Below are 24,473 nucleotides of genomic sequence, written 5' to 3'. Positions count from 1 at the left end.
TTTAGCGATCAGCCGCCAATGTAAGATAAGTTTTGCGTAATACCGGTATTGTTCTGATGCAGGAAATGGGTCTGCTTTTTCTCCAGCAGCGCGGCTGAAATACGTTCTTCCAGTGCCGACTGCTGAGCGTCATCTTCCAGCAAATCACGCAGGCTTACACCGCCTTCACCAAATAAACACAGATGAAGCTTGCCAACAGAGGAAACGCGCAGACGATTACAGGTGGCGCAGAAGTCTTTCTCATAAGGCATGATCAGACCAATTTCACCAACATAATCAGGATGACAGAAAACCTGAGCTGGGCCGTCGCTGCGCTGTCGGATCTGGTGGATCCAGCCGCGACGCAGCAGCTCATCGCGAAGTACCTGTCCGGAGATATGGTGTTTACGGAAGAGAGAGCTGCCCTCGCCCGTTTCCATCAGTTCAATAAAACGCAGTTGGATTGGCCGAGGTTGGATCCACGCAAGGAAGGTGTCCAGTTGATGATGGTTTACGTCGCGCATCAGCACGGTGTTGACTTTCACTTTTTCAAAACCCGCATCAAAGGCGGCGTCAATGCCTGCCATCACCTGTTGAAACTTGTCCTGCCCGGTAATGGCATGAAACTGACGGGCATCCAGGCTGTCGACGCTGACGTTGAGCGCGGTCAGTCCGGCATCGCGCCAGGCAGCAGCATCGCGCGCCAGACGATAACCATTGGTGGTTACCGCAATCTGACGGATGGCGTCGTTTTCGCGCACGGCGGCGATAATGTCCGTAAAGTCGCGACGCAGTGAAGGTTCGCCCCCTGTCAGACGCACTTTTTCCGTTCCCAGACTGGCGAACGCGCGCGTGACACGGCGAATTTCATCAACGGTCAGAAAGCCGTTATTGGTGACCCCACCGGGCTTATAGCCATCCGGCAGGCAGTAGGTGCAACGAAAGTTACACACATCGGTAATCGACAAACGTAAGTAGTAAAACTTACGTGCGAAAGCATCGGTAAGTTGAGAGCCCATGTACACCTTTCCAAATACGGGAGACGTAGTCATTTCTTCCTGCGCCCTGGTGACAAACTTTTTCAAGTCTTGTCACGGCCAAAGCACCGTATCATTTGACCCAGGTGCAGAGGCTAGAGTGTTTATACTCGTCATACTTCGTGTTGCAGATGCGTTGGCTTCCGGCAACTCAAATTATTAAGAGTACTTAGTGGTTATGCCGATACTAGCGTGTAAATGACGCTTTTGCCATGTACACTTTCGCTATATAAATACATACATAACGACATGATCGTGCAATTTCGCTACAGAATAAGCAAAAATCACAGTTTTGCATTGATATACATCATCTTGCCATCAGGTGGATCTCGCCAGAAAGGAGTAGACCGCAGAAAAAAATTACGGCAGATGCCGACTGGATAATTGCTGAAAACACGCTATTTACGTTACTGTAACGCCGATCAATTGATATCAGGAAAATATATGCGCACTCGCACGCTGGCAGATCTGGACCGCGTTGTCGCTCTCGGCGGAGGGCATGGATTAGGACGCGTTCTCTCCTCACTTTCCCCTCTAGGCTCACGCCTGACGGGTATCGTCACCACCACGGATAACGGCGGCTCGACAGGTCGTATTCGTCGCTCTGAAGGCGGGATAGCCTGGGGAGACATGCGTAACTGTCTGAACCAGTTAATTACCCAGCCCAGCGTCGCATCCGCGATGTTTGAGTACCGTTTTGGCGGGAATGGCGAACTTTCCGGGCATAACCTCGGAAATCTGATGTTAAAAGCGCTCGATCACCTCAGCGTGCGGCCTCTGGAAGCCATCAATTTAATTCGAAGCCTGTTGAAGGTAGATGCGCATTTAATTCCGATGTCGGAGCTGCCGGTGGATTTGATGGCTATCGACGATCAGGGGCATGAAGTCTATGGCGAAGTGAATATCGATCAGCTTACTATCCCGCCTCAGGAGCTAATGCTATCGCCAAAAGTCCCCACCACGCGGGAAGCAGTAGAGGCTATCGCCGAAGCGGATTTGATTCTGATAGGACCAGGCAGTTTTTACACCAGCCTGATGCCGATCCTGTTGCTAGACGAGCTGGCGCAGGCGTTACGTCGCACACCGGCCCCGATGGTCTATATAGGCAATCTGGGGCGCGAATTAAGCCTGCCAGCAGCCAGCCTGACGCTTAGCGATAAGCTGGCCATTATTGAACAGTACGTCGGGAAGAAAGTGATTGATGCGGTAGTAGTGGGTCCGAAAGTGGATGCTTCCGTCGTTACCGACCGCGTTGTCATTCAGGAAGTGCTGGAAGCCAGCGATATTCCCTACCGCCATGACCGCCAGCTATTGCATAGTGCGCTGGAGAAAGCGGTGCAGGCGCTAGGCTAAACGGATTTACCTGATGCGCGGCGCTTATCAGGCCTACCAAACGCTCCGCTCCGACATCCGACCTACGGACGCGATCTTTGCCGTAGGCCGGATAAGGGGTTTACCCCGCATCCGGCACACTCTTACGATGCTGCGATAAACAACTCGCGCAGTTGATGCAACTGGTCGCGGATCGTCGCTGCCTCTTCAAATTCAAGATTCTGCGCATGCTGCATCATCTGCCCTTCCAGCTCGTGAATCTTCTGCTGCAGCGCTTTTGGCGTCATATCCAGTTCCACAACTTCAGACTTCGCGCCTGCGCGTGACTTCCCTTTACCTTTCGCCTTGGTCTTCGCAATATTCTGACCCAGCGCCAGAATATCGACTACTTTCTTATTCAGGCCCTGCGGCGTAATACCGTGCTCTTCGTTGTAGAGTTGCTGTTTCTCACGACGACGTTCGGTTTCACCAATCGCTTTAGCCATTGAGGCGGTAATTTTATCGCCGTAGAGAATAGCCTTACCGTTGATGTTTCGCGCCGCACGACCGATGGTCTGGATAAGCGAACGTTCAGAACGCAGGAATCCTTCTTTGTCTGCGTCCAGAATCGCCACCAGGGAGACCTCAGGCATGTCCAGACCTTCACGTAAAAGGTTGATACCCACCAGCACGTCAAACTCGCCCAGACGCAGGTCACGAATGATTTCCATGCGTTCCACAGTATCGATGTCAGAGTGCAGATAACGCACCCGCTCGCCATGTTCTTCGAGGTATTCTGTGAGGTCTTCTGCCATCCGTTTGGTCAGCGTGGTGACCAGCACACGTTCGTTAATCGCCGCACGGGTGCGGATCTCCGACAGCAGATCGTCAACCTGCGTCGCCACCGGACGCACCTCAATGACCGGATCCAGCAGGCCGGTCGGTCGTACCACCTGATCGACCACTTCATCACCGGATTTCTCCAGCTCATAGTTGCCCGGCGTCGCCGAAACGTAGATAGTTTGCGGAGCCAGCGCCTCGAACTCTTCAAATTTGAGCGGACGGTTATCCAGCGCCGACGGCAGACGGAATCCGTATTCAACCAGGGTTTCTTTACGCGCCCGATCGCCGCGATACATGCCGCCAATTTGCGGGATAGTCACGTGGGATTCATCCACCACCAGCAGGCCATCGGCAGGCAGGTAATCAAACAGCGTCGGCGGCGGCTCGCCGGGGCCGCGCCCGGACAGATAGCGGGAGTAGTTTTCAATCCCCGAGCAGTAACCCAGCTCATTCATCATTTCCAAATCGAACTGGGTACGCTGACTTAAGCGCTGTTCTTCCAGCAGTTTGTTATTTGCCAACAGGACTTTACGCCGCTCTGCCAGCTCAACTTTGATTTCTTCCATCGCCTGCACGATACGTTCTCGCGGCGTCACGTAGTGCGTTTTAGGATAGATGGTGTAGCGCGAAATTGTGGATTCGACCTGTCCGGTCAGCGGGTCAAACAGCGATAAACGTTCGACCTCTTCATCAAACAGTTCCACGCGCAGCGCGATGTCATCGGATTCTGCCGGGAAAATGTCGATCACTTCACCGCGCACGCGGAAGGTCCCGCGCTGGAATGCCTGATCGTTGCGGGTATATTGCAGCTCCGCCAGACGACGCAGGATCGCACGCTGGTCGATAATCATCCCCACCGTCAGGTGCAGCATCATTTTCAGGTACAAATCCGGGTCACCCAGACCATAAATCGCGGAAACCGACGCCACGACAACGACATCGCGACGTTCCAGCAGCGCTTTGGTTGCCGACAGGCGCATCTGCTCAATATGTTCGTTGACCGAAGCATCTTTCTCGATGAAGGTGTCAGAACTGGGTACGTAGGCTTCCGGCTGATAATAGTCGTAGTAAGAGACAAAATACTCCACCGCGTTATCCGGGAAAAACTCTTTCATCTCACCGTACAGCTGAGCAGCAAGTGTCTTATTGGGGGCCAGCACCATGGTAGGACGCTGCAAGTCCGCAATCACATTAGCGATGGTGAATGTTTTCCCCGACCCCGTCACCCCCAGTAGCGTCTGATGCGCCAGACCATCCTCCAGACCTTCTTCCAGGCGACGAATCGCCTCAGGCTGATCGCCAGAGGGTTTAAAAGCGGAATTTAGTTTGAACGGTTTACTCATGAGCAGCTACCTGAAGCAATGGGCGGGCAGGTGTGTAATTTTACTCGCAGCAGTATATTTTGCCAGTAAAATATACTGGATGAAAAAACAGTAACGCGCCAGAATATTTCTGTTACCCCAGCAAAATGGCCGTGACTACAGGCTAAAATTTGTCCGCAGGCAAGATAAAACACCAGCAAAAATGTGTTATCCCCAAACCAATGACTTTTTTAACATTTGTCAAGCTACTCGATGAAAGTTTTGTGGCAACGCATGACACTTCTGCGACAGCCATTGCATTTATCTAACATCCTGTAATCTAATGATTATTATCTTGAGCCGTCTTTCGCATCAATTTAGTCGCAGGCCGCGTCTTCTCTCGCTTACATTGTGTTTTCTAACCCTAATACACAAGGTTATCCACAGGAATAGTGGATAACTGCCTCCAGCCCGTATGGACTGTAGCCTGGCAAAAACGTCCTGATGGTCTTTTCTGGTGGGATAAAAAAAAATTATCGCTATTTTTTGATATTTATCAGCTAACGAAGCGACCTCGGATGGCCGAGATCTTGCTCGCATTTTCATCATTTTCCTGCCTGCACCATCACGACACTACCAGGCACTGCCAATGTGCACAAAACAATGTCAGGAATGCGGTCAGTAAGAATTTACCGCCAGCGCTGCACGCCATCCTGCTGTATTTTTCCCCAATTCCGCTTCTGGCAAGAGATTTGCAGTTTTCTCCCGACCACCAGTCCGCGAGGCGGATATCATCATGAGGGAGAAATCTATGTTGAGTCTTCGTGCAGTGAATCACTATTACGGTAATCAACACTCGCTTTGGGATGTCGATCTCGACCTGTTGCCCGGTAAATGTACCGCCGTGCTGGGTCTTCCAGGGATGGGAAAGACTACGCTTGCCAATTGCATCATCGGCAATTTACCGATTGAGAGCGGAACCATGTTCTGGCATCAGGCTGGCGCACCACCTTGCGATCTGCTTCAGATTCCGGCGGCAAAGCGCATTGCACTAGGTATTAACTGTGTATCACAGGAGCGGCGAATTTTTTCGCAGTTGACGGTAGAGGAAAATCTGCACATTGCGCGCCAGGCGGTTGAGGAAAGCGAAGCAATGAACAGCAGCGATATTTACCGCCTGTTTCCACAGCTGTTTGTACTGCGTCAGGCCAAAGGGGTGGCATTGTCGGAGGAAAATCAGCACCAGCTTGCACTCGCCAGCGCGTTGGTCACTCGCCCGCGTCTGCTGATCCTCGATGAGCCCACACGAGGAACAGGCCAGGCGTATATCCACAAACTGGGGAATCTGATTGTGAGGCTAAGCCAGGAGCTTGGCATCACCATTATGCTCGCGGAGCAGAGCCTGCCGTTCATTCGTCGGGTCGCCGACTGCTATTGCTTGTTACATCGTGGCCGCAACGTGGCTCAAGGGCAAATAACACAATTCAGCGACCCGCTAATCAACGACTGGTGGATGCCGGAGACAAAACGCTAAGATCGATATAACGACCTGTCGATGCTTGCTCCGGCTCTTCTGCCAGCCAGGGAATTTCCCCCAGCAGCGGAGCCGCAAGCGCACGCTTTAGCGTCGCCATATATTCAGCATGACGCTTGCCGGGCGGCGTCACATCATTGGCAACCCATCCGGCGAGCGTCAGCCCAGCCTGCTGCACCGCCTGGGCGGTCAAAATGGCATGATTGATACAACCGAGCTTAACGCCAACCACCAGAATCACCGGCAGTTGTTCCTCTTTTACCCAGTCAGAAAAACTCAGCGTTGGCGAAAGCGGCGTAAACCATCCGCCTGCACCTTCCACCAATACCCAGTCAGCCTGTTCTTCAAGCAAGCGTAAACCCGCAGACATCACGGAGGCCTGAATGGGGCGCCCTTCGTCAGCACTGATGATATGCGGTGAGGTAGGTTCCGCGAAGGTATACGGATTGATGGCTGCATAATCCACGGCTACAACGCTGTTGCGCTGTAGCGCCAGCGCATCACTGTTTCGCAGACCTTCATCCGTCATTTCACTGCCTGACGCCACCGGCTTATAGCCGACGGTTCGCAATCCCAACTGTCCCGCCGCCTGAAGCAACGCACAGCTGGCGATAGTTTTACCTACTTCAGTGTCCGTCCCGGTGACAAAATACGTGTTAGTCACGTTGAATCACTCCCAAAAAAAGATGATAGGTCAGCGGATATTTCCCCTGCTGACAGGGCCAGGCGAGCTGTAGCTGACGCAGTTGCGAGCGGGTCAGCACACGCTGCTCGCGTCCATCATGCAAATGCGTCGCACCAATACCCTTCAACGAGCGCATGGCGCTCAGCGCATCGTCAAACCACAGCGTGACGGCATGAGACTGGTATTCAACGTCCCAGCCGCACAGCGCGTTTTCCAGTTGCTCCACGGGCAAAAAACGGTTGGCATGCTCCCGGTCATCAACTGTTCGCCACGCCTGACGAAGTTCCGGCATCGAACCTTGCGCCAGGGTACTAAACGCCACCGTTCCGCCAGGACGCACCACCCGGTATAGCTCGCTTAACGCACCGCGTAGGTCGCTGCACCACTGCACGGCCAGATTGCTCCAGGCCAGGTCGAAAGTGGCAGCGGCCTGCGGAATGGCTTCGATATCCGCCAGCAGATAGTGATGGGCAACATCGTGACGCTGCGCTTCAGCCAGCATTTGCGCCGACAGATCCAACGCACAGACCTCGCTCCCCTGCTCCCGCCAGTAGAGACTCATACGCCCAGGCCCACAGCCCGCGTCCAAAACCCTTGAGAACTCCCGGCCATCGAGTTGTGCCAGTAACGCATCGGCACTCTGACGTTGTAGCTCTGCGTGTTGCTCATAGTGGGTGGCAGCGCGGCCAAACGCGGCGGCAATCGCCTGTTTATTGACCTGTGCCATGCAACACCTCCAGTAGACGATCGATATCCTGCACCTCATGCGCTTGTGTCAGCGTCAGCCGTAATCTGGCCGTACCGGTGGGCACCGTTGGTGGGCGAATCGCCGTCACCCAGCATCCCTGTTGCCGTAATGTCTGTGCCAGTTGCAGGGCTTTATGATTGTCGCCAACGATCAGCGGTTGAATAGCGCTGTCTGAATGCGCCAGCGTCAAATCCGTAGTATTCACCCCAGCGCGAAAACGCTGGATCAGCATCGCTAACTTTTCCCTGCGTTCATCGCCTTCACGGCTGCGGATCACCGCCAGCGCGGCGCGTAAGGCCTGCGCCTGCGCCGGAGGCATACTGGTGCTGTAGATCAGATGGCGGGCAAACTGCAACAGATAGTCGGCCACGCTATCAGAACACAGGATCGCCGCACCGCTGACGCCAAACCCTTTGCCAAACGTCACTACGAGCAGCTCAGGTTTCACCTGCTGTCGAGAGCACGAGCCACGCCCTTCCTCACCGCTCACGCCAATCCCATGCGCATCATCCACCAGCAGCCACGCGCCCTGCCGTTTCGCCACCGCGTGGATTTCTGCCAGCGGCGCACTATCGCCATCCATGCTGAATACGCCTTCAGTGACCACCAGCTGCTGCCCCGGACAGGGGGAAGTCAGCAGACGCTCCAGGTGTTGCGGATCGTTATGGGTAAAGCGACGTAAAACAGCAGGGCTAAGGCTGGCGGCCTCCAACAGCGAGGCATGGCTAAGCCTGTCGGCGACAATGCGATCGTCTTTTTCCATCAATGCGGCTATCACTGCCTGATTAGCGGCAAAACCGGAGATGAACAACAGCGCCCGGGAATAGCCGAGCCACTGCGCCAGCTCTTCTTCCAGCGCCTGATGCGCAACGGAATAACCGCTGACATGGCCCGAGCCGCCACTGCCGACGCCAAAACGCTCAGCGCCCTGCTGCCACGCGCAGATAATTTGCGGATGGTGGCTTAAGCCGAGATAGTCGTTGCTGGAGAAATTCAGATACTGACGACCGCCAGCCTGTAACCAGCGACCAGCACCCTGTGTCACTGCATAGCGCCGACGCCACGCATCAGCACGACGACGCGCCGTTAGCGCATCGTCGATTTTTTGCTGCCAGGTCATACGGTTGCCGCGTTGTAGTAATCGTCGGTATCCGGGGTACGCAGCGCCTGCTCCAGACGTTGTTGCTGTTCGTTATCACCCGCCAGTACCGCCGTTTGCTGCGGGTTAAGACCCAGCTTACGGAACAACAATAAATCTTTATCTTCGTTCGGGTTCGGCGTGGTCAGCAGTTTGCAGCCGTAGAAAATCGAGTTGGCCCCGGCCATAAAGCACATTGCCTGGGTTTGTTCGTTCATCTGCTCGCGTCCGGCAGAAAGACGTACGTATGAGGTCGGCATCATGATACGCGCGACGGCGATAGTACGAATAAAATCAAAAGCATCTACGTCGTCGTTATCGGCAAGCGGCGTGCCCTTCACTTTCACCAACATGTTGATCGGCACGCTTTCCGGCGGCGTCGGCAGATTCGCTAATTGCAGCAGCAGACCCGCGCGGTCGGTCACTGTTTCACCCAGCCCCACAATCCCGCCGGAGCAAACTTTAATGCCCGCCTCACGCACTTTATCCAGCGTATCCAGGCGCTCCTGATACGAACGGGTGGTAATGATATTGCCGTAAAATTCCGGCGAGGTGTCGAGGTTGTGGTTGTAGTAGTCCAGACCCGCATTGGCCAGGCGCTGGGCCTGAGATTCGTCCAGCGTGCCCAGCGTCATACAGGCTTCCAGCCCCAGTTCTTTCACGCCCTGAACCATTTGTTCCAGGTACGGCATATCGCGTTCGTGAGGGTTCTTCCACGCCGCGCCCATGCAAAACCGCGTTGAACCGGCTTGTTTCGCCTTACGGGCAGAGTCCAGAACCTGTTCAACTTCCATCAAACGTTCCGTTTCCAGTCCGGTTTTATAGCGGGAACTTTGCGGGCAGTATTTGCAGTCTTCCGGGCAAGCACCGGTCTTTATCGACAGCAGCGTACTAACTTGTACCTGCCGCGGATCGAAATGCTGACGATGAACCTGCTGCGCTTCAAACAACAGATCCAGCAGCGGTTTTTCAAATAATTCGGTGACTTGCGACATTGTCCAGCGAGAAGAATGAGCCATATTGGTATACGTTTCGTTGTTAGTTTGGTGTAGACTCGTAAACCTAAATCTTTTTAATTTGGTTTACAAGTCGATTATGACAACGGACGATCTTGCGTTTGACCAACGCCATATCTGGCACCCTTACACCTCCATGACCTCCCCGCTACCGGTTTATCCGGTGACGCGTGCCGAAGGTTGTGAACTGATATTAGCCAGCGGTGAGAAGCTGATTGACGGCATGTCATCCTGGTGGGCGGCGATCCACGGTTACAATCACCCGCAGCTGAATGCCGCGATGAAAACGCAGATTGATGCCATGTCGCACGTGATGTTTGGCGGCATTACCCATGCCCCGGCTATTGCGCTGTGTCGCCAGTTGGTGGCGATGACGCCCGAGGCGCTGGAGTGCGTTTTTCTCGCGGATTCTGGTTCGGTCGCCGTGGAAGTCGCGATGAAAATGGCGCTGCAATACTGGCAGGCTAAAGGTGAATCCCGTCAGCGTTTCCTGACATTTCGTAACGGTTATCACGGCGATACTTTCGGCGCGATGTCGGTCTGCGATCCCGACAACTCGATGCACAGTCTGTGGAAGGGTTATCTGCCTGATAACCTGTTTGCGCCCGCTCCGCAAAGCCGGATGGGCGGCGAATGGGACGAACTGGATATGGTGCCTTTTGCCCGTCTGATGGCCGCACATCGCCACGAAATTGCGGCAGTGATCCTTGAGCCGATTGTGCAGGGCGCTGGCGGCATGCGCATGTATCACCCCGAATGGTTAAAGCGCATCCGTAAGATGTGTGACCGGGAAGGCATTTTGCTGATTGCCGATGAAATCGCCACCGGATTTGGTCGCACGGGCAAGCTGTTTGCCTGTGAGCATGCCGATATCACTCCGGACATTTTGTGCCTTGGCAAAGCGTTAACCGGCGGAACGATGACCCTTTCCGCCACCCTGACCACGCGCCTGGTTGCGGAAACCATCAGTAACGGTGAAGCCGGATGTTTTATGCACGGCCCGACTTTCATGGGTAATCCACTGGCCTGCGCCGTCGCCTCTGCCAGCCTGTCGCTGCTCGAAACCGGCGAATGGCGCTCGCAGGTCGCGGCCATTGAAGCGCAGTTGCGTGAAGAACTCGCCCCGGCGGCAGATTCCCGTTGGGTCGCCGACGTGCGCGTGCTTGGTGCCATCGGCGTGATAGAAACCACGCATCCGGTGAATATGGCCGCGTTACAGAAGTTCTTTGTCGAACAGGGCGTGTGGGTAAGACCGTTTGGTAAGCTCATTTATCTGATGCCGCCGTACATCATCAAGCCCGAACAACTGCGTCGTCTGACCCAGGCCGTCAACGAGGCTGTGCGCAATGCAACATTTTTTAGCGATTAATCAGCGGTAAGCTCTACGGTTTCTGGCTACACTTTTTGGCTAACGAGAGGAGTCAGCATGAAACTAATCAGTAACGATCTGCGCGATGGCGAAAAGCTTCCTCATCGCCACGTCTTTAACGGCATGGGATATGACGGGGATAATATTTCCCCGCACCTGGCATGGGATGATGTGCCCGCCGGGACTAAAAGCTTTGTCGTGACCTGTTACGATCCTGATGCGCCAACCGGCTCCGGCTGGTGGCACTGGGTGGTGGTTAACCTGCCTGCAGATACCCGGGTTTTACCACAAGGTTACGGCTCGGGGCTGGTTGCGTTGCCGGAAGGCGTGCTGCAAACACGCACGGATTTTGGTAAAGCCGGTTATGGTGGCGCTGCGCCGCCGAAGGGGGAAACCCACCGCTATATCTTTACAGTTCACGCACTGGATGTGGAGCGTATTGATGTCGATGAGGACGCCAGCGGCGCGATGGTTGGATTTAACGTCCATTTCCACTCGCTCGCCAGCGCTTCTATTACCGCAATATTTAGCTAAGTTCTGTTGTGCCGGATGTCGGCTTAGCCTCATCCGGCGTACAAAGCAGACCGTAAGCCTGATAAGACGCGTCAGCGTCGCCATCAGGCAATTTTCTACAGAAATTCAGGCAGCAATTTCAGCAACGTTCCTTGCGCTAACAGTTCGGTCGCGCACTCGATATCCGGTGCGAAAAAGCGATCCTGCGTGTAATGAGCAACCTGCTCGCGTAAAGCCTGGCGCGCCTGCTCCAGCAGCGGGCTTGAGGTTAACCCTTCACGCAGGTCAATCCCCTGACACGCCGCCAGCCACTCTACGGCAATCACGCCGCGCGTATTTGCTGCCATCTCCCACAGTCTGCGCCCCGCCGCCGGAGCCATAGATACGTGATCTTCCTGGTTGGCGGACGTCGGTAAACTGTCTACGCTATGCGGATGCGCCAGCGCTTTGTTCTCACTCGCCAGCGCGGCAGCCGTGACTTGAGCAATCATAAAGCCGGAGTTCACCCCACCGTTTTTCACCAAAAACGGCGGCAGTTGCGACATGTGTTTATCCATCATTAACGCAATGCGTCGCTCCGATAACGAGCCGATTTCCGCAATCGCCAGCGCCAGATTATCTGCTGCCATCGCCACCGGTTCAGCATGGAAGTTGCCGCCAGATATGACATCCCCCTCTTCGGCAAATACCAGCGGGTTGTCGGAAACCGCATTGGCTTCCACCAGCAGAACATCCATCACCTGGCGCATTTGCGTCAGACATGCCCCCATCACCTGTGGCTGACAGCGCAGAGAATACGGATCCTGCACTTTCTCACAGTTATGATGCGACTGCGAAAGCGCGCTGGTGTCGGTCAATACGTGACGATACAGCGTTGCGGCATCAATCTGCCCACGCTGCCCTCGCGCGGCGTGAATACGGGCGTCAAACGGACGACGGGAACCCAGCACGGCTTCGGTGGTCAGCGCCCCGCACACCGTTGCAGACGCAAACAGTTCCTGAGCTTCAATTAGCCCACGCAGCGCAAAGGCCGTCGAAGCCTGGGTGCCGTTGAGCAACGCCAACCCTTCTTTTGCCTCCAGCGTTATCGGCTCCAGCCCGGCCTTTTTCAGCGCTTCGGTCGCCGGGAGCCATTCACCCTGCCAGCGCGCCTTCCCTTCTCCCAACAGCGTCAAAGACATATGCGCCAGCGGCGCCAGGTCACCCGATGCCCCCACGGAGCCTTTCGCCGGGATCAGTGGATACACCTCGGCATTCACCAGCGCAATCAGCGCTTCAATCACGCTCAGGCGAATACCGGAAAAACCGCGCGCCAGGCTGTTGATTTTCAGCACCATAATCAGACGCACCATCGCGTCGTCCAGCGCCTCGCCGACACCTGCCGCATGGGAAAGCACCAGCGAACGCTGCAAATTCTGCAAATCTTCCGTGGCGATACGGGTCTGGGCCAGCAGGCCAAAGCCGGTATTAATGCCATACGCCGTACGGCCTTCAGCGACAATATTATTGACGCAGGCGACGCTGGCGTTAATAGCATCGATCGCCCCGGCATCCAGACTCAGTTTGACCGGCTGCTGCCAGATTTCACGTAGCTGGATAAAACTCAGATGGCCCGGCGTGAGTGTCATGGTGTTCATATCAGCGTTTCTCCTGCGTCGCGGCAACCATCGGCAAATTTAGCCCTTCTTCGACGGCGCATTCCACCGCAATGTCATATCCGGCGTCGGCGTGACGCATCACCCCGGTCGCTGGATCGTTATGTAAGACCCGGGCGATACGCGCCGCGGCTTCATCGGTGCCATCGCAAACAATCACCATCCCGGCATGCTGAGAGAAGCCCATACCGACCCCGCCACCGTGATGCAGCGACACCCAAGTCGCGCCGCTGGCGGTGTTAAGCAGCGCGTTCAACAGCGGCCAGTCGGATACGGCGTCTGAACCGTCGCGCATAGCTTCAGTTTCGCGGTTCGGGCTGGCAACAGAACCGGAGTCCAGATGGTCACGGCCAATAACAATCGGCGCGGATACTTCACCGCTGCGCACCATTTCATTAAACGCCAGCCCCAGTTTCTGACGCCACTCCAGGCCGACCCAGCAGATACGCGCCGGTAAACCCTGGAAATTAATCCGCTCACGCGCCATATCCAGCCAGTGATGAAGGTGCTTATCATCAGCCACGATCTCTTTCACTTTGGCATCTGTTTTATAAATATCCTGCGGATCGCCGGAAAGCGCCACCCAACGGAACGGGCCAATGCCGCGACAGAACAACGGTCGAATATAAGCAGGTACGAAGCCGGGGAAATCAAAGGCATTTTCCACGCCCATCTCTTTGGCCATCTGGCGAATGTTGTTGCCGTAATCAAACGTTGGCACGCCCATTTTGCTAAACGCCAGCATCGCCTCAACGTGCGTTGCCATTGAACGTTTCGCCGCCTGCACCGTGCCTTGCGGATCGGACACCGCTTTTGCCTGATACTCTTCCCAGCTCCAGCCAGACGGCAGATAACCATGCAGCGGATCGTGGGCGCTGGTCTGGTCGGTGACCATATCCGGGCGCACACCGCGCTTCACCAGTTCCGGCACAACGTCGGCGGCGTTCGCACACAGCGCAATGGAGACCGCTTTACCCTCGCGAGTGTATTTGTCGATACGCGCCAGCGCATCGTCAAGCGATGTCGCCTGCTCGTCCACGTAACGGGTACGCAGACGGAAATCGATTCGGCTTTGCTGGCATTCAATGTTCAGCGAACACGCCCCCGCAAGCGTAGCGGCTAACGGCTGCGCCCCGCCCATACCGCCCAGTCCGGCGGTCAGTACCCAGCGCCCGCTCAGGTTACCCTGATAATGCTGACGCCCGGCCTCAACGAAGGTTTCATAAGTCCCCTGCACGATGCCCTGGCTGCCGATGTAGATCCAGCTCCCGGCGGTCATCTGGCCGTACATCGCCAGCCCTTTGGCGTCCAGTTCGTTGAAGTGTTCCCAGGTAGCCCAATGTGGCACCAGGTTGGAGTTGGCAATCAGCACGCGCGGTGCGTTGTCGTGAGTTTTGAATACGCCTACCGGTTTTCCGGACTGGACCAGCAGCGTCTCATCGGTCTCCAGTTTGGTCAGCGCGTTGACGATGGCGTCATAGCATTCCCAGTCCCGTGCGGCGCGGCCAATCCCGCCGTAAACCACCAGCTCATGCGGATTTTCCGCCACATCGGGATCCAGATTATTCATTAACATGCGCAGCGGCGCTTCGGTCAGCCAGCTTTTGGCCGTTAAGGTGGTGCCGCGTGGGGCACGAATATCCTGCTGACGATATTTGCTATGGGACATGACAGAAAACTCCTCGCGAACGTCGGATAGATAAGTAACATATACTTGTCTATACAAGTCACCGCAAGGATGATTTTAACAATTAAGATACATTTTTATTATATTGCGTCAGCAATCACGGTTTTCATCTCCTGTATCAGGACATAAACCGCCCTTGCAGTCGATAGCGGGAACCAGGGAACAGCAAACGGGCATGAGAGACAATGGATGACGCGGACCAGGTCTTGCGGCGGATCAGCAGGCAGGGATCGTGTTCTTTGATGTTCAGCAGCGCGCACTCTTCGGCGCTGGCGCGAACGGCCTCAACAATATGCTCACCTTCGGTCAAGGGGGCTATCAGCGACAGGTAAGCGTGCGGCGTAGTCTGGCTGTAATCCTGCGCCAGATACTCGGGCACAATTTCGGCATTCACGCAGCGATCTTCAATCTGTACCGGCAGATCGTTCTCGTAGTGCACCATGACAGAGTGAAAAATAGAGGTGCCTTCTTTGACGTTTAATACCAAAGCCTGCTGCGCGTTTGCCCGGGTTCTTTCCAGCGTCAGCACTTCGCACCGGTGCTGATGCTGACGGGCGTTAATTTCATCCGCGATGCTACGAATTTCAAACAGCGCGGACTGACCTTTTGGCTCGGCGACAAACGTCCCCACGCCCTGCAAACGCACCAGTAAACCTTCATCCGTTAACTCACGCAGCGCCCGGTTGATGGTCATGCGGCTGAAACCATACTGCGCCACCAGTTCTGCCTCAGACGGAATGCGATCGTGAGGCTGCCAGATACCGCTGGCAATTTTTTCGCTGATCTCCTGTTTGACCTTTTCGTAAAAAGGAGCCGGAGCAGAACGGGATGGGAGCATGCGTGAGCCTTCCTTAAGCTGAAAATGTGAGTGGGTACAGTTTACAGGCATTACCCGAACCTGATAAGCGCAACGCCATCAGGTATGTCAGTGCCACCAGTGGGCGATTTGCCAGCCTAATCGCGCCGCAACCCGCACCGCCCGGCCATCATCGTCAAAGCGTGGATTAAATTCAACCATATCCACCGCCTGTAGTTTACCGCTACGACACAGAGGCTCAATCAGTCTCAGCAGCGTCGCCAACGGTACGCCAAGCGCGGCGGGGGCCGACACACCGGGCATTTCCCACACCGGCAGCACGTCGAGGTCGATTGTCAGATAGATGACATCCAGATTGGCAATGAACTGCGCTAACCGCGCCTGCGCCGTATCACAATGCAGATCCTCCACTACGGTCACACCGAGCCGCTGGGCCTCATCCCAAAGCGCCTGGGTGTTTGCCGCCCGGCTGACGCCGATACAGGCATAGTGAAATTCACGCTGTTGTTCATCGCAAAGCTGCGCCAGCTGGCGAAACGGCGTACCGGATGTAGCCTGCCCGGCATGGCGCAAATCGAGATGCGCATCGAAGTTGACTATCCCCACTTTCGCCTGCGGGAACGCGTCCAGCACACCTGCGCCATGGGCATATGCGGTTTCGTGTCCGCCCCCCAGAACAAAGGTGCGCATATTTTCCTGCTGGCAACGCTGTACCGCATTGTGTAGCGCCTGCTGCGCGCCCTCAAGATCGGAGGCCTGCGCCACAATATTGCCCAGATCCACCAGTCGATGATGCCCATCGTGGCTGGCTAAATTCGCCAGCGCCTTGCGCAGCACATCGGGCGCTCCGGCAGCTCCCGTGCGCCCCTGATTACGTTTAACACCTTCGTCGCAGGCAAACCCGAGCAACGCTATCTGCTCGCGATACATTTCTGGGCTAAACGTCGGGCTCTGGGTGATAGTCTGAAACAGGCGCAGCGCATTCGGCGATTCGGCCCGGTCATCACGTCCCTGCCATAGCGCAGGTGAAGCAGGTTGCCAGTGAGTCATGCTATTTGTCCTTTGAATACGCGTTGGTAGAGCGGGTTGCGTCCTGGTTCATACAGGATCTCAACAGGAAGTGTGGCATCCCACACCACAAAATCGGCCACAAACCCGGCCTTCAATTGACCGTGGGTGGCGTGACGCCCCAGCGCCCGGGCCGCATGACGGGTTACGCCCGCCCATGCTTCTTCCGGCGTTAAGCCAAACTGAACGCAGGCCATATTCATCGCCCAGTGCAGGCTGATAAACGGGCTGGTACCGGGGTTAAAATCTGTCGCTACCGCCATCGGTACCTGATATTGACGCAGCAACGCTACCGGTGGGCGCTGCTGCTCTTTGAGGAAATAGAATGCGCCGGGCAGCAGCACGCCGACCGTACCGCTTTGGCTCATTGCCGCCACGCCCGCTTCATCGAGGTATTCAATATGATCGGCGGATAGTCCGTGGTAGCGGCTTACCAACTGCGCGCCGCCAAGCAATGACAGTTGTTCGACATGGCCTTTAATCGGGATGCCCAGCGCCTGCGCAGCCTGAAACACCCGCTCACTCTGCGCCAACGAAAAACCAACGCTTTCACAGAACAGATCAACGGTCTCAAACAGCCCTTGTTCCCACAGCTGCGGCAAAATGGTCTCGCACACCAGCGTAATATAGCCGTCAGGATCATCCCTGAATTCCGTTGGCGTCGCATGCGCAGCCAACAGCGTCGGGCTGATTTCAACGATATTCTCTGCCGCCAGCGCTGCCACCACGCACAATATTTTCTCTTCTGTCGGCAAATCCAGGCCGTAGCCGGATTTTATTTCCAACAGCGTAACACCTTCTTTGATCAGCTGTTCCATCCGCTGATGGGCTACGTGTAAGAGTTGTTCATCCGTAGCGCTGCGGGTCGCCGATACGGTGGCATTGATCCCCCCACCCTGAGCGCTTATCTGCTGGTAGGAGACACCATTTAACCGCTGCTCCCATTCACCTGCGCGGTTTCCGCCAAAGACGAGATGCGTATGGCAATCAATCAGGCCTGGCGTAATCAGCCGGCCCTGCATATCAAAAGTATTGTCATGTGTGAGATATAACGATGATTCCGGGACGATATCGCGAATCTTGCCCTGGCGGACGATCAGCGCGTGACCATCCACCAGCCCATATGGGGTACCACGTTCAGGATCCATAGTCGCCAGACGAACATTGCGCCAGATAACATCATCAGGGAAGAATTGCTGCATTCGACTCACCACTTGTCATAGGTTGTATAGACATTTATTTTTGATTATAGTGATGTTGTCAACCTGAAGAGCCATAATTGTTATCTATTTGTGATATAAAGACTCTCCGCGCCAGACATTGCTGCGATAAAAAACAACTTTTTACCTTTTCGCCTTCCCGTTTCGCTCAACTTAGTATAAAAAAGCAGGCTTTAATGGATAACTTTCAAAGCCCGGAGCAACCTGTGAACATATCATCAGTTTCCCGTCTGGCGCTGGCAATGGCTTTTGGCGTGACGCTGACCGCCTGTAGCTCTACGCCGCCCGATCAAATTCCTTCCGATCAGACCGCGCCAGGTACCTCTTCGCGCCCGATCTTGTCGGCCAATGAAGCGAAAAACTTCGTTGCTGCGCACTATTTTTCCGCGCTGACGCCAAACACCGCGCCATGGAGCCCTTCTTCAATTTCTTTGCCTGCACAACCTGACTTCGTCGTTGGCCCGGCAGGCACTCAGGGCGTAACCCATACCAGCATTCAGGCTGCGGTGGATGCGGCAATCATCAAACGTACGAACAAACGTCAGTACATCGCGATTATGCCGGGCGAGTATCAGGGCACGGTATACATCCCGGCAGCAACGGGTAGCCTGACGCTGTACGGTATGGGCGAAAAACCGCTGGATGTAAAAATTGGCCAGGCCATTGACGGTGACATGAGCACCGCAGACTGGCGTCGTACGGTGAACCCAGGCGGTAAATATATGCCGGGTAAACCTGCGTGGTATATGTTTGATAATTGCCAGAACAAACGTGGCACAAATATTGGTGTGATGTGTTCTGCCGTCGTCTGGTCGCAAAACAACGGTCTGCAATTGCAGAACCTGACCATCGAAAACAACCTCGGTGACAGCGTTGATGCGGGTAACCACCCGGCCGTTGCACTGCGTACCGATGGCGATAAAGTGCAGATCAACAAGGTCAATATTCTGGGTCGTCAGAATACGTTCTTTGTAACCAACAGCGGCGTACAAAACCGTCTGGAAAACGATCGTCAGCCTCGCACGCTGGTAACCAACAGCTACATTGAAGGTGATGTGGATATCGTTTCTGGTCGTGGCGCAGTGGTGTTCGAGAACACCGATTTCCGTGTTGTGAATTCCCGTACGCAGCAGGAAGGTTACGTGTTCGCACCGGCTACTCTGTCAAACATCTACTACGGTTTCCTGGCGATTAATAGCCGCTTCACGGCAAGCGGCGATGGCGTGGCGCAGTTAGGCCGATCGCTGGATGTCGATTCCAACACTAACGGTCAGGTCGTTATCCGTGACAGCGTGATTAACGAAGGCTTTAACATGGCAAAACCATGGGCTGACAGCGTTATCGCAAAACGCCCATTTGCCGGTAATACCGGTGCGGAAGATGACAAAGGTGAAATCCAGCGCAACCTGAACGACACCAACTTCAACCGCATGTGGGAATACAACAACCGCGGTATCGGTAGCAAAGTGGTTGCCGAGCCGAAGCAGTAAACGTCATTCTCTTATGTAAACCCGGCAGAATCATGCTCTGCCGGGCAGTATGCCGGATGCTCATCCGGCATTCGACACAGAATTAGTACGCGTTAACCACCACCCACATCGGGCCTTGTCCTACCGCGTAACGACCGTTCTCTGCCAACAGTCCTTGTTCGCCTGCAATCTTATACACCGCGATATGGTGCGATTTTTGCCCGGCGGCAATCAGGTATTTTCCGCTGTGATCGATATTAAAACCACGTGGCTGAGTTTCGGTAGGCTGGAAACCCTCTTTAGTCAGTACGCTACCGTCTTCAGACACGCTAAAGACCGTAATCAGGCTGGCGGTGCGATCACAGGCATACAGATGACGCCCATCAGGTGTGATATGAATATCTGCTGCCCAACGGGTATCAGCAAAATCTGCAGGCATCATATCCAGCGTCTGCACACACTCAATTTTGCCGTACGGATCTTTCAGCTCCCAGACATCAACAGAGCTGTTCAGTTCGTTCACACAGTAGGCATATTGCTTATTCGGATGGAACGCCATATGACGCGGGCCCGCGCCTTCCACGGTAGTCACTTCAGCCGGTTCCTGCGCGACCAGATGGCCATCATCGCTTACGTCAAACAGGCAGATACGATCCTGTTTCAACGCCGGAACCCACAGGGTACGGTTATCCGGAGAGATGTTGGCTGAGTGGCAACCATCCAGACCCTCAACCACGTCAACCAGTTCCACCGGCAGACCATCTTCCAGACGCGTGACGCTCACGCTGCCAGCGTTATAAGAACCCACGAACACGAAACGTCCCTGATGATCGGTAGAAATATGCGTCGGGCTACCCGGCAGCGCAGACTCTGCCGCGAAGGTCAGCGCACCGTCATCAGGCGCAATACGATAAGCCAACACGCGAAACTCCGGGCGCACGCCAACATAGAGGTAACGCTTATCCGGGCTGACGACCATCGGCTGTACCTGACCCGGCACATCAACCACCTGTGTCAGCGTCAGAGAACCATCGTGATTCAGGCTCCAGACGTGGATTTGCTGACTTTCAGGGCTGGCGGTATAAACGGTTTGCTTCATGAATACTCCTTTGCTTTTTGGCAGGTGGCTGCAATTGCCTGACACACGCCTAAGGTAGACGCTTTTAACGGTGAATGCTTAATTAAGGCTCAGAATTTTGTCCGGCTCCCGTCTCGGTGTACCATCCCAACAGACATAATTCTCAACCTTAATCTGGATAAACCTATGACCGCACGCGTGATTGCCCTGGATTTAGACGGTACCCTCTTGACCCCGAAAAAAACCTTGCTGCCATCCTCTCTCGAAGCGCTCTCGCGCGCCAGAGAAGCAGGCTACCAACTTATCATTGTCACAGGTCGCCATCACGTTGCTATTCATCCTTTTTATCAGGCACTGGCGCTGGATACACCTGCAATTTGCTGTAACGGTACCTATTTGTATGATTATCAAGCAAAAAAGGTGCTGGAATCCGATCCCCTTCCGGTAGACCAGGCATTACAGCTGATCGAAATGCTGGATGAACATCAGATCCACGGGCTGATGTATGTGGATGAGGCCATGCTGTATGAGCGCCCGACCGGGCATGTAGTGCGTACCGCTAACTGGGCACAAACGCTGCCGCCGGAACAGCGCCCGACCTTCACCCAGGTTCCTTCGCTGGCGCAGGCGGCGCATGACGTTAACGCCGTCTGGAAATTTGCTCTGACCGACGAAGATATTCCGAAACTGCAGCAGTTTGGCCGGTATGTCGAGCAACATCTGGGGCTGGAGTGTGAATGGTCCTGGCACGATCAGGTCGACATTGCCCGTAAAGGCAACAGTAAAGGACGACGCTTGACCCAGTGGATAGAAGCACAGGGCGGGTCAATGGAAAACGTGATTGCCTTTGGCGATAACTTTAACGATATCAGCATGCTGGAAGCCGCAGGCACTGGCGTGGCGATGGGCAACGCGGATGACGCGGTCAAAGCCCGCGCCAACATCGTGATTGGTGATAACACCACCGACAGCATCGCAAAATTTATCTACTCTCACCTGCTGTAATCAGGCGGTAATCGATACGCTCTTAATTTGCGCGTACAGCCACAGGCCAGGTTTGATACCCAGTTCATCCCTGGCCCATGGGCTGATCTTCGCCCACAGCGTCTTACCGCCCACCTCAAGCTGAACTTCCACCTGACCGTTATCGTCATAGCATTGCGCGACTTTTGCCCGGAGAACATTACGAATACTGGTCTGTTGCGGCGGTTGCAGTACCAATGAAACATCAGAGGCCTGAATACGAATACGCAGCGCGGTTTGCAGCGGTTGTTCCAGCTTGTTGACCCACAGATGCTGATCGCCAAGCGCCAGCGCGGTCATCGCGTAGTGTGGATGATGTTCCAGCACGCTGACTTTCAGAATACTGCTTTGCTGTTCCTTAGGCAGCCAGGGGTGCATCACGCTGCTGCCCCAGACATCTTCCAACGAACCAAACGCTTTGACCTGCCCGTTTTCCAGCACCATCACTTTATCTGCCAGGTGCAGAATCTCATCAAGCGAGTGGCTGACGTACAGCATCGGAATATTAATTTCCCGCGCCAGGCGTTGCAGATAAGGCAGCAGTTCGCGTTTACGCGGTATATCCAGAGAGGCTAACGGCTCATCAAGCAGCAATAACTCAGGCGCGGTCAGCAGCGCCCGACCGATGGCGACACGCTGCTTTTCACCGCCAGAAAGACCGCCTGGCAGACGGTCAAGCAGCGGTTCAATGCCCAACAACGCCACCAGCTTATCAAACTGTCCGGCCATGCTTTTCGCCATTCCGTAACGCAGGTTGCCGCGCACTTTATAGTGCGGGAACAGGCGCGCATCCTGGAAAACATAGCCCACCCGGCGTTTTTCCGGCGTTAAACAGATACCGTTCTCGACGTCGTTTAACACCCGACCGTTGAGCACGATGCGCCCGGACTGCGGCTGCGTCAGACCACTGATGGCGTTAATCAGTGAGGTTTTGCCCGCACCGGAAACGCCAAAAATAGCGGTGATGCCGCTGGCTGGCAGCGTTTCGTTGAGCGTCAGACAATGCGTCCCCAGCGTCTGGGAGAAATTAAGTTCAAGCATGATTATCGCCCCGTCCGCTCACGGCTAATACGCGCCAGCCATTCAGAAATCAGCAGCGAAATCAGCGCCAACACAATTGAAATGATACATAACCTCGCCGCCGCGCTTTCGCCGCCGGGAGTTTGGATCAGGGTATACATCGCCGAAGGAATGGTGCGGGTTTCACCAGGAATATTGGAAACAAAGGTAATGGTTGCACCAAATTCCCCAAGGGAACGCGCAAACGCCAGCACCGTACCAACAATAATGCCGGGCAGCATCAGCGGTAACGTAATGGTCATAAAGACGCGCCAGCGTCCGGCTCCCAGCGTGCGGGCCGCCTGCTCCAGCTTGACGTCGACACCTTCCAGCGCCAAACGAATAGCCCGCACCATGAGCGGGAAGGACATCACCGCAGCGGCCAGCACCGCCCCACGCCAGCTAAAGGCAAAAGTGATGCCAAACCAGTCGTACAGCCATTCGCCAATGAATCCGCGCCGTCCCATAGAGACCAACAGCAGATACCCCACCACCACAGGCGGCAGAACCAGCGGCAAATGCAGTACGCTGTCGAGCAGCGCTTTGCCCGGGAACTTGCATCGCACCAGTAGCCAGGCAAAGAAGATCCCAAATGGCAGACTAAACAACACGGCCAGGGAAGAAACTTTCAGGCTCAGTATAACGGCCTGCCATTCAGGATCGGTCAGTATCATTACTTGGTCGTAAATCCATAACGTTTAAAGATTTCAGCAGCCTGCGGTCCTTTCAGGTAATCATAGAACGCGCTAACCGTTGCGTTTTTGTGCCCATCAACAATCGCGATAGGGTATTCCACTTTTTTGTGCGAATCTTCCGGGAAGGTCGCCACAACTTTTACGCCCTTGCTGGCGACGGCGTCAGAACCATAGACGATCCCCAGCGGCGCTTCGTTACGCTCTACCAGCGCCAGCGCACCGCGCACGTCTTCAGCAGGAGCCAGTTTCGGGGCCAGGGTATCCCATGCACCCAGTTTTTGCAGCGCTTCTTTGGCATAAATGCCTGCCGGAACATGTTCCGGATCGCCAACAGCCAGGCGTCCACCGTTCAACAGACTGGTCCAGTTGGTTTTGCTGTCGATGGTGAAGTCTTTCTGTGCGCTGGCTTTCGGCGCAACCACCACCAGGCTGTTACCCAACAGCGTTTCACGCGTTGCGGTATCAATCGACTTCTTGTCTACCGCGTAGTCCATCCATTTCTGATCGGCAGAAATAAACAGATCGGCCGGTGCGCCTGCTTCAATCTGACGCGCCAGTGTGGAAGAAGAAGCAAAAGAGGAGACAACATCAACGTTCTTCTCTTTTTTATATTGCGTTGCAATGTCCTGCATCGCGTTGGTCAGCGAAGCCGCTGCGAAAACGGTAATCTTTCCTTCATCCGCCAGCGCATGTCCGGCAACAGTAAGAGAAAGTGTTGCCCCTGCAAACAAGCGTAACCATGTACGTGCCATCTGTAACTCCTTTGCGTTTCGTTATGTAGGCGCAAATATAACGATTAAACCAGGATTTTCCCAGTGGTTATTGATACCAATTAGAGGTTACACAAAGAAAATATCGGCAGGGAAAGTAGGATCTTGAGAAACTGTAGCGAGAGAAAACGAGTAGGAAGGCAAAAAATATAAACGCCCGACTGAGCGGGCGTTTGGGGAATCAATGATTCTGTCTGGACTGGTCTTTCTGACCGATACCGGAGAAAATGTTGAACACTTCACCCAGTCCGTAAATCAGACCCAGAATGATGGCCATTACCACAGGTACCATGATTACGGCGAATACCAGACTTTTCAATAACTCTAACATGGTCAACTCCAGATATAGTCCTTAGTTGTATTCTAACCACATAACGCAGAAAAGCACTCCCCTTTTGTGCGGTCGGCTTTGCTCAGGCACGGTTTTCCGTCACAATACCCTTTTTTGCCAGGAGCTT

22 protein-coding genes and 1 riboswitch are annotated in these 24,473 nt (G+C 54.7%); of the genes, 6 read left to right on the top strand and 16 right to left on the bottom strand.

All coding sequences use genetic code 11. From position 1 onward, the window contains the following. Positions 1 to 8: 8 nt before the first annotated feature. Positions 9 to 998 carry a GTP 3',8-cyclase MoaA gene (gene moaA, locus SK34_RS14465; RefSeq protein WP_003035186.1) on the bottom strand — a complete coding sequence of 330 codons (990 nt, stop codon included), beginning with the start codon at positions 996 to 998 and terminating at the stop codon, positions 9 to 11. Beyond that, positions 986 to 1,131, bottom strand: a riboswitch (molybdenum cofactor riboswitch). It overlaps the preceding gene by 13 nt. Before the next feature lie 329 nt (positions 1,132 to 1,460). Here moaA and yvcK point away from each other — a divergent pair. Next, on the top strand, positions 1,461 to 2,369 hold the full coding sequence (gene yvcK / locus SK34_RS14460; protein WP_003837052.1) for a uridine diphosphate-N-acetylglucosamine-binding protein YvcK: 909 nt from the start codon (positions 1,461 to 1,463) through the stop codon (positions 2,367 to 2,369). Positions 2,370 to 2,491: 122 nt separating this feature from the next. Here the strand turns inward: yvcK and uvrB are convergent, their stop codons facing one another. Then, positions 2,492 to 4,513 (bottom strand): excinuclease ABC subunit UvrB, encoded by a 2,022-nt coding sequence (gene uvrB, locus SK34_RS14455; protein ID WP_003837055.1) that lies wholly within the window; start codon positions 4,511 to 4,513, stop codon positions 2,492 to 2,494. Positions 4,514 to 5,282: 769 nt separating this feature from the next. Here uvrB and SK34_RS14450 point away from each other — a divergent pair. Beyond that, complete coding sequence (locus tag SK34_RS14450) at positions 5,283 to 6,005, top strand: ABC transporter ATP-binding protein (RefSeq protein WP_003035181.1); 723 nt, start codon at positions 5,283 to 5,285, stop codon at positions 6,003 to 6,005. On the opposite strand, the gene bioD is transcribed toward SK34_RS14450, so the two are convergent. Genes bioD through bioB form a run of 4 tightly spaced genes read right to left on the bottom strand, consistent with a single transcriptional unit; the run spans position 5,971 to position 9,595 of the window. Next, a complete protein-coding gene (gene bioD, locus SK34_RS14445; RefSeq protein WP_048233298.1) occupies positions 5,971 to 6,669 on the bottom strand; it encodes a dethiobiotin synthase in 699 nt (232 codons plus the stop codon). The genes SK34_RS14450 and bioD overlap by 35 nt on opposite strands. Continuing rightward, the gene (bioC, locus tag SK34_RS14440; RefSeq protein WP_048233296.1) at positions 6,662 to 7,417 is read right to left on the bottom strand and encodes a malonyl-ACP O-methyltransferase BioC; all 756 of its coding nucleotides are present in this window, start codon (positions 7,415 to 7,417) and stop codon (positions 6,662 to 6,664) included. The genes bioD and bioC overlap by 8 nt, the downstream gene beginning before the upstream one ends. Further along, positions 7,401 to 8,558 carry an 8-amino-7-oxononanoate synthase gene (gene bioF, locus SK34_RS14435; RefSeq protein WP_048233295.1) on the bottom strand — a complete coding sequence of 386 codons (1,158 nt, stop codon included), beginning with the start codon at positions 8,556 to 8,558 and terminating at the stop codon, positions 7,401 to 7,403. The genes bioC and bioF overlap by 17 nt, the downstream gene beginning before the upstream one ends. After that, positions 8,555 to 9,595, bottom strand: a complete 1,041-nt coding sequence (gene bioB, locus SK34_RS14430) for a biotin synthase BioB (RefSeq protein ID WP_003837062.1) — start codon at positions 9,593 to 9,595, stop codon at positions 8,555 to 8,557. Before bioB ends, bioF begins: the two co-directional genes overlap by 4 nt. A gap of 76 nt (positions 9,596 to 9,671) precedes the next feature. On the opposite strand from bioB, the gene bioA reads away from it, so the two are divergent. Together bioA and SK34_RS14420 are read left to right on the top strand one after the other, a co-directional pair. Then, positions 9,672 to 10,961, top strand: a complete 1,290-nt coding sequence (bioA, locus tag SK34_RS14425; protein ID WP_003035170.1) for an adenosylmethionine--8-amino-7-oxononanoate transaminase — start codon at positions 9,672 to 9,674, stop codon at positions 10,959 to 10,961. 57 nt (positions 10,962 to 11,018) lie between these two features. Further along, positions 11,019 to 11,495: a kinase inhibitor gene (locus tag SK34_RS14420; RefSeq protein ID WP_044701085.1), complete on the top strand. Its 477-nt coding sequence runs from the start codon at positions 11,019 to 11,021 to the stop codon at positions 11,493 to 11,495. Positions 11,496 to 11,590: 95 nt separating this feature from the next. Here the strand turns inward: SK34_RS14420 and hutH are convergent, their stop codons facing one another. The 5 genes from hutH to hutI all read right to left on the bottom strand — a co-directional run bounded on the left by hutH (position 11,591) and on the right by hutI (position 17,903). Next, entirely contained in the window at positions 11,591 to 13,111 is a 1,521-nt protein-coding gene (hutH, locus tag SK34_RS14415; RefSeq protein WP_003837068.1) for a histidine ammonia-lyase, read from the bottom strand. Between the two features lies 1 nt (position 13,112). Continuing rightward, positions 13,113 to 14,798, bottom strand: a complete 1,686-nt coding sequence (gene hutU / locus SK34_RS14410; RefSeq protein ID WP_003837071.1) for a urocanate hydratase — start codon at positions 14,796 to 14,798, stop codon at positions 13,113 to 13,115. 136 nt (positions 14,799 to 14,934) lie between these two features. After that, a complete protein-coding gene (locus SK34_RS14405) occupies positions 14,935 to 15,654 on the bottom strand; it encodes a histidine utilization repressor (protein WP_003023059.1) in 720 nt (239 codons plus the stop codon). 87 nt (positions 15,655 to 15,741) lie between these two features. Continuing rightward, entirely contained in the window at positions 15,742 to 16,683 is a 942-nt protein-coding gene (gene hutG, locus SK34_RS14400; protein ID WP_048233294.1) for a formimidoylglutamase, read from the bottom strand. Then, complete coding sequence (gene hutI, locus SK34_RS14395) at positions 16,680 to 17,903, bottom strand: imidazolonepropionase (protein ID WP_048233293.1); 1,224 nt, start codon at positions 17,901 to 17,903, stop codon at positions 16,680 to 16,682. The genes hutG and hutI overlap by 4 nt, the downstream gene beginning before the upstream one ends. A gap of 224 nt (positions 17,904 to 18,127) precedes the next feature. Between hutI and SK34_RS14390 the strand changes: the two genes are divergently transcribed. Continuing rightward, positions 18,128 to 19,411: a putative acyl-CoA thioester hydrolase gene (locus SK34_RS14390; RefSeq protein WP_003837077.1), complete on the top strand. Its 1,284-nt coding sequence runs from the start codon at positions 18,128 to 18,130 to the stop codon at positions 19,409 to 19,411. A gap of 82 nt (positions 19,412 to 19,493) precedes the next feature. Here the strand turns inward: SK34_RS14390 and pgl are convergent, their stop codons facing one another. Next, positions 19,494 to 20,489 (bottom strand): 6-phosphogluconolactonase, encoded by a 996-nt coding sequence (gene pgl / locus SK34_RS14385; RefSeq protein WP_048233292.1) that lies wholly within the window; start codon positions 20,487 to 20,489, stop codon positions 19,494 to 19,496. 165 nt (positions 20,490 to 20,654) lie between these two features. Between pgl and SK34_RS14380 the strand changes: the two genes are divergently transcribed. Beyond that, entirely contained in the window at positions 20,655 to 21,473 is an 819-nt protein-coding gene (locus SK34_RS14380) for a pyridoxal phosphatase (protein WP_048216686.1), read from the top strand. On the opposite strand, the gene modC is transcribed toward SK34_RS14380, so the two are convergent. The 4 genes from modC to SK34_RS23925 form a co-directional block, all read right to left on the bottom strand. Beyond that, positions 21,474 to 22,532 (bottom strand): molybdenum ABC transporter ATP-binding protein ModC, encoded by a 1,059-nt coding sequence (modC, locus tag SK34_RS14375; RefSeq protein WP_003837092.1) that lies wholly within the window; start codon positions 22,530 to 22,532, stop codon positions 21,474 to 21,476. 2 nt (positions 22,533 to 22,534) lie between these two features. Continuing rightward, positions 22,535 to 23,224, bottom strand: a complete 690-nt coding sequence (gene modB / locus SK34_RS14370; protein ID WP_003023032.1) for a molybdate ABC transporter permease subunit — start codon at positions 23,222 to 23,224, stop codon at positions 22,535 to 22,537. Continuing rightward, positions 23,224 to 23,997 carry a molybdate ABC transporter substrate-binding protein gene (gene modA / locus SK34_RS14365; protein ID WP_003023029.1) on the bottom strand — a complete coding sequence of 258 codons (774 nt, stop codon included), beginning with the start codon at positions 23,995 to 23,997 and terminating at the stop codon, positions 23,224 to 23,226. Before modA ends, modB begins: the two co-directional genes overlap by 1 nt. Before the next feature lie 199 nt (positions 23,998 to 24,196). Then, a complete protein-coding gene (locus SK34_RS23925; protein WP_003023026.1) occupies positions 24,197 to 24,346 on the bottom strand; it encodes an AcrZ family multidrug efflux pump-associated protein in 150 nt (49 codons plus the stop codon). Positions 24,347 to 24,473 lie beyond the last annotated feature (127 nt).

The organism is Citrobacter sp. MGH104 (assembly GCF_001034485.1).
In the GTDB taxonomy this organism is placed as follows: Bacteria; Pseudomonadota; Gammaproteobacteria; order Enterobacterales; family Enterobacteriaceae; genus Citrobacter; species Citrobacter freundii.
The sequence above is the reverse complement of the archived record's forward strand: the minus strand, read 5'-3'. Positions and strand labels throughout refer to the sequence as shown.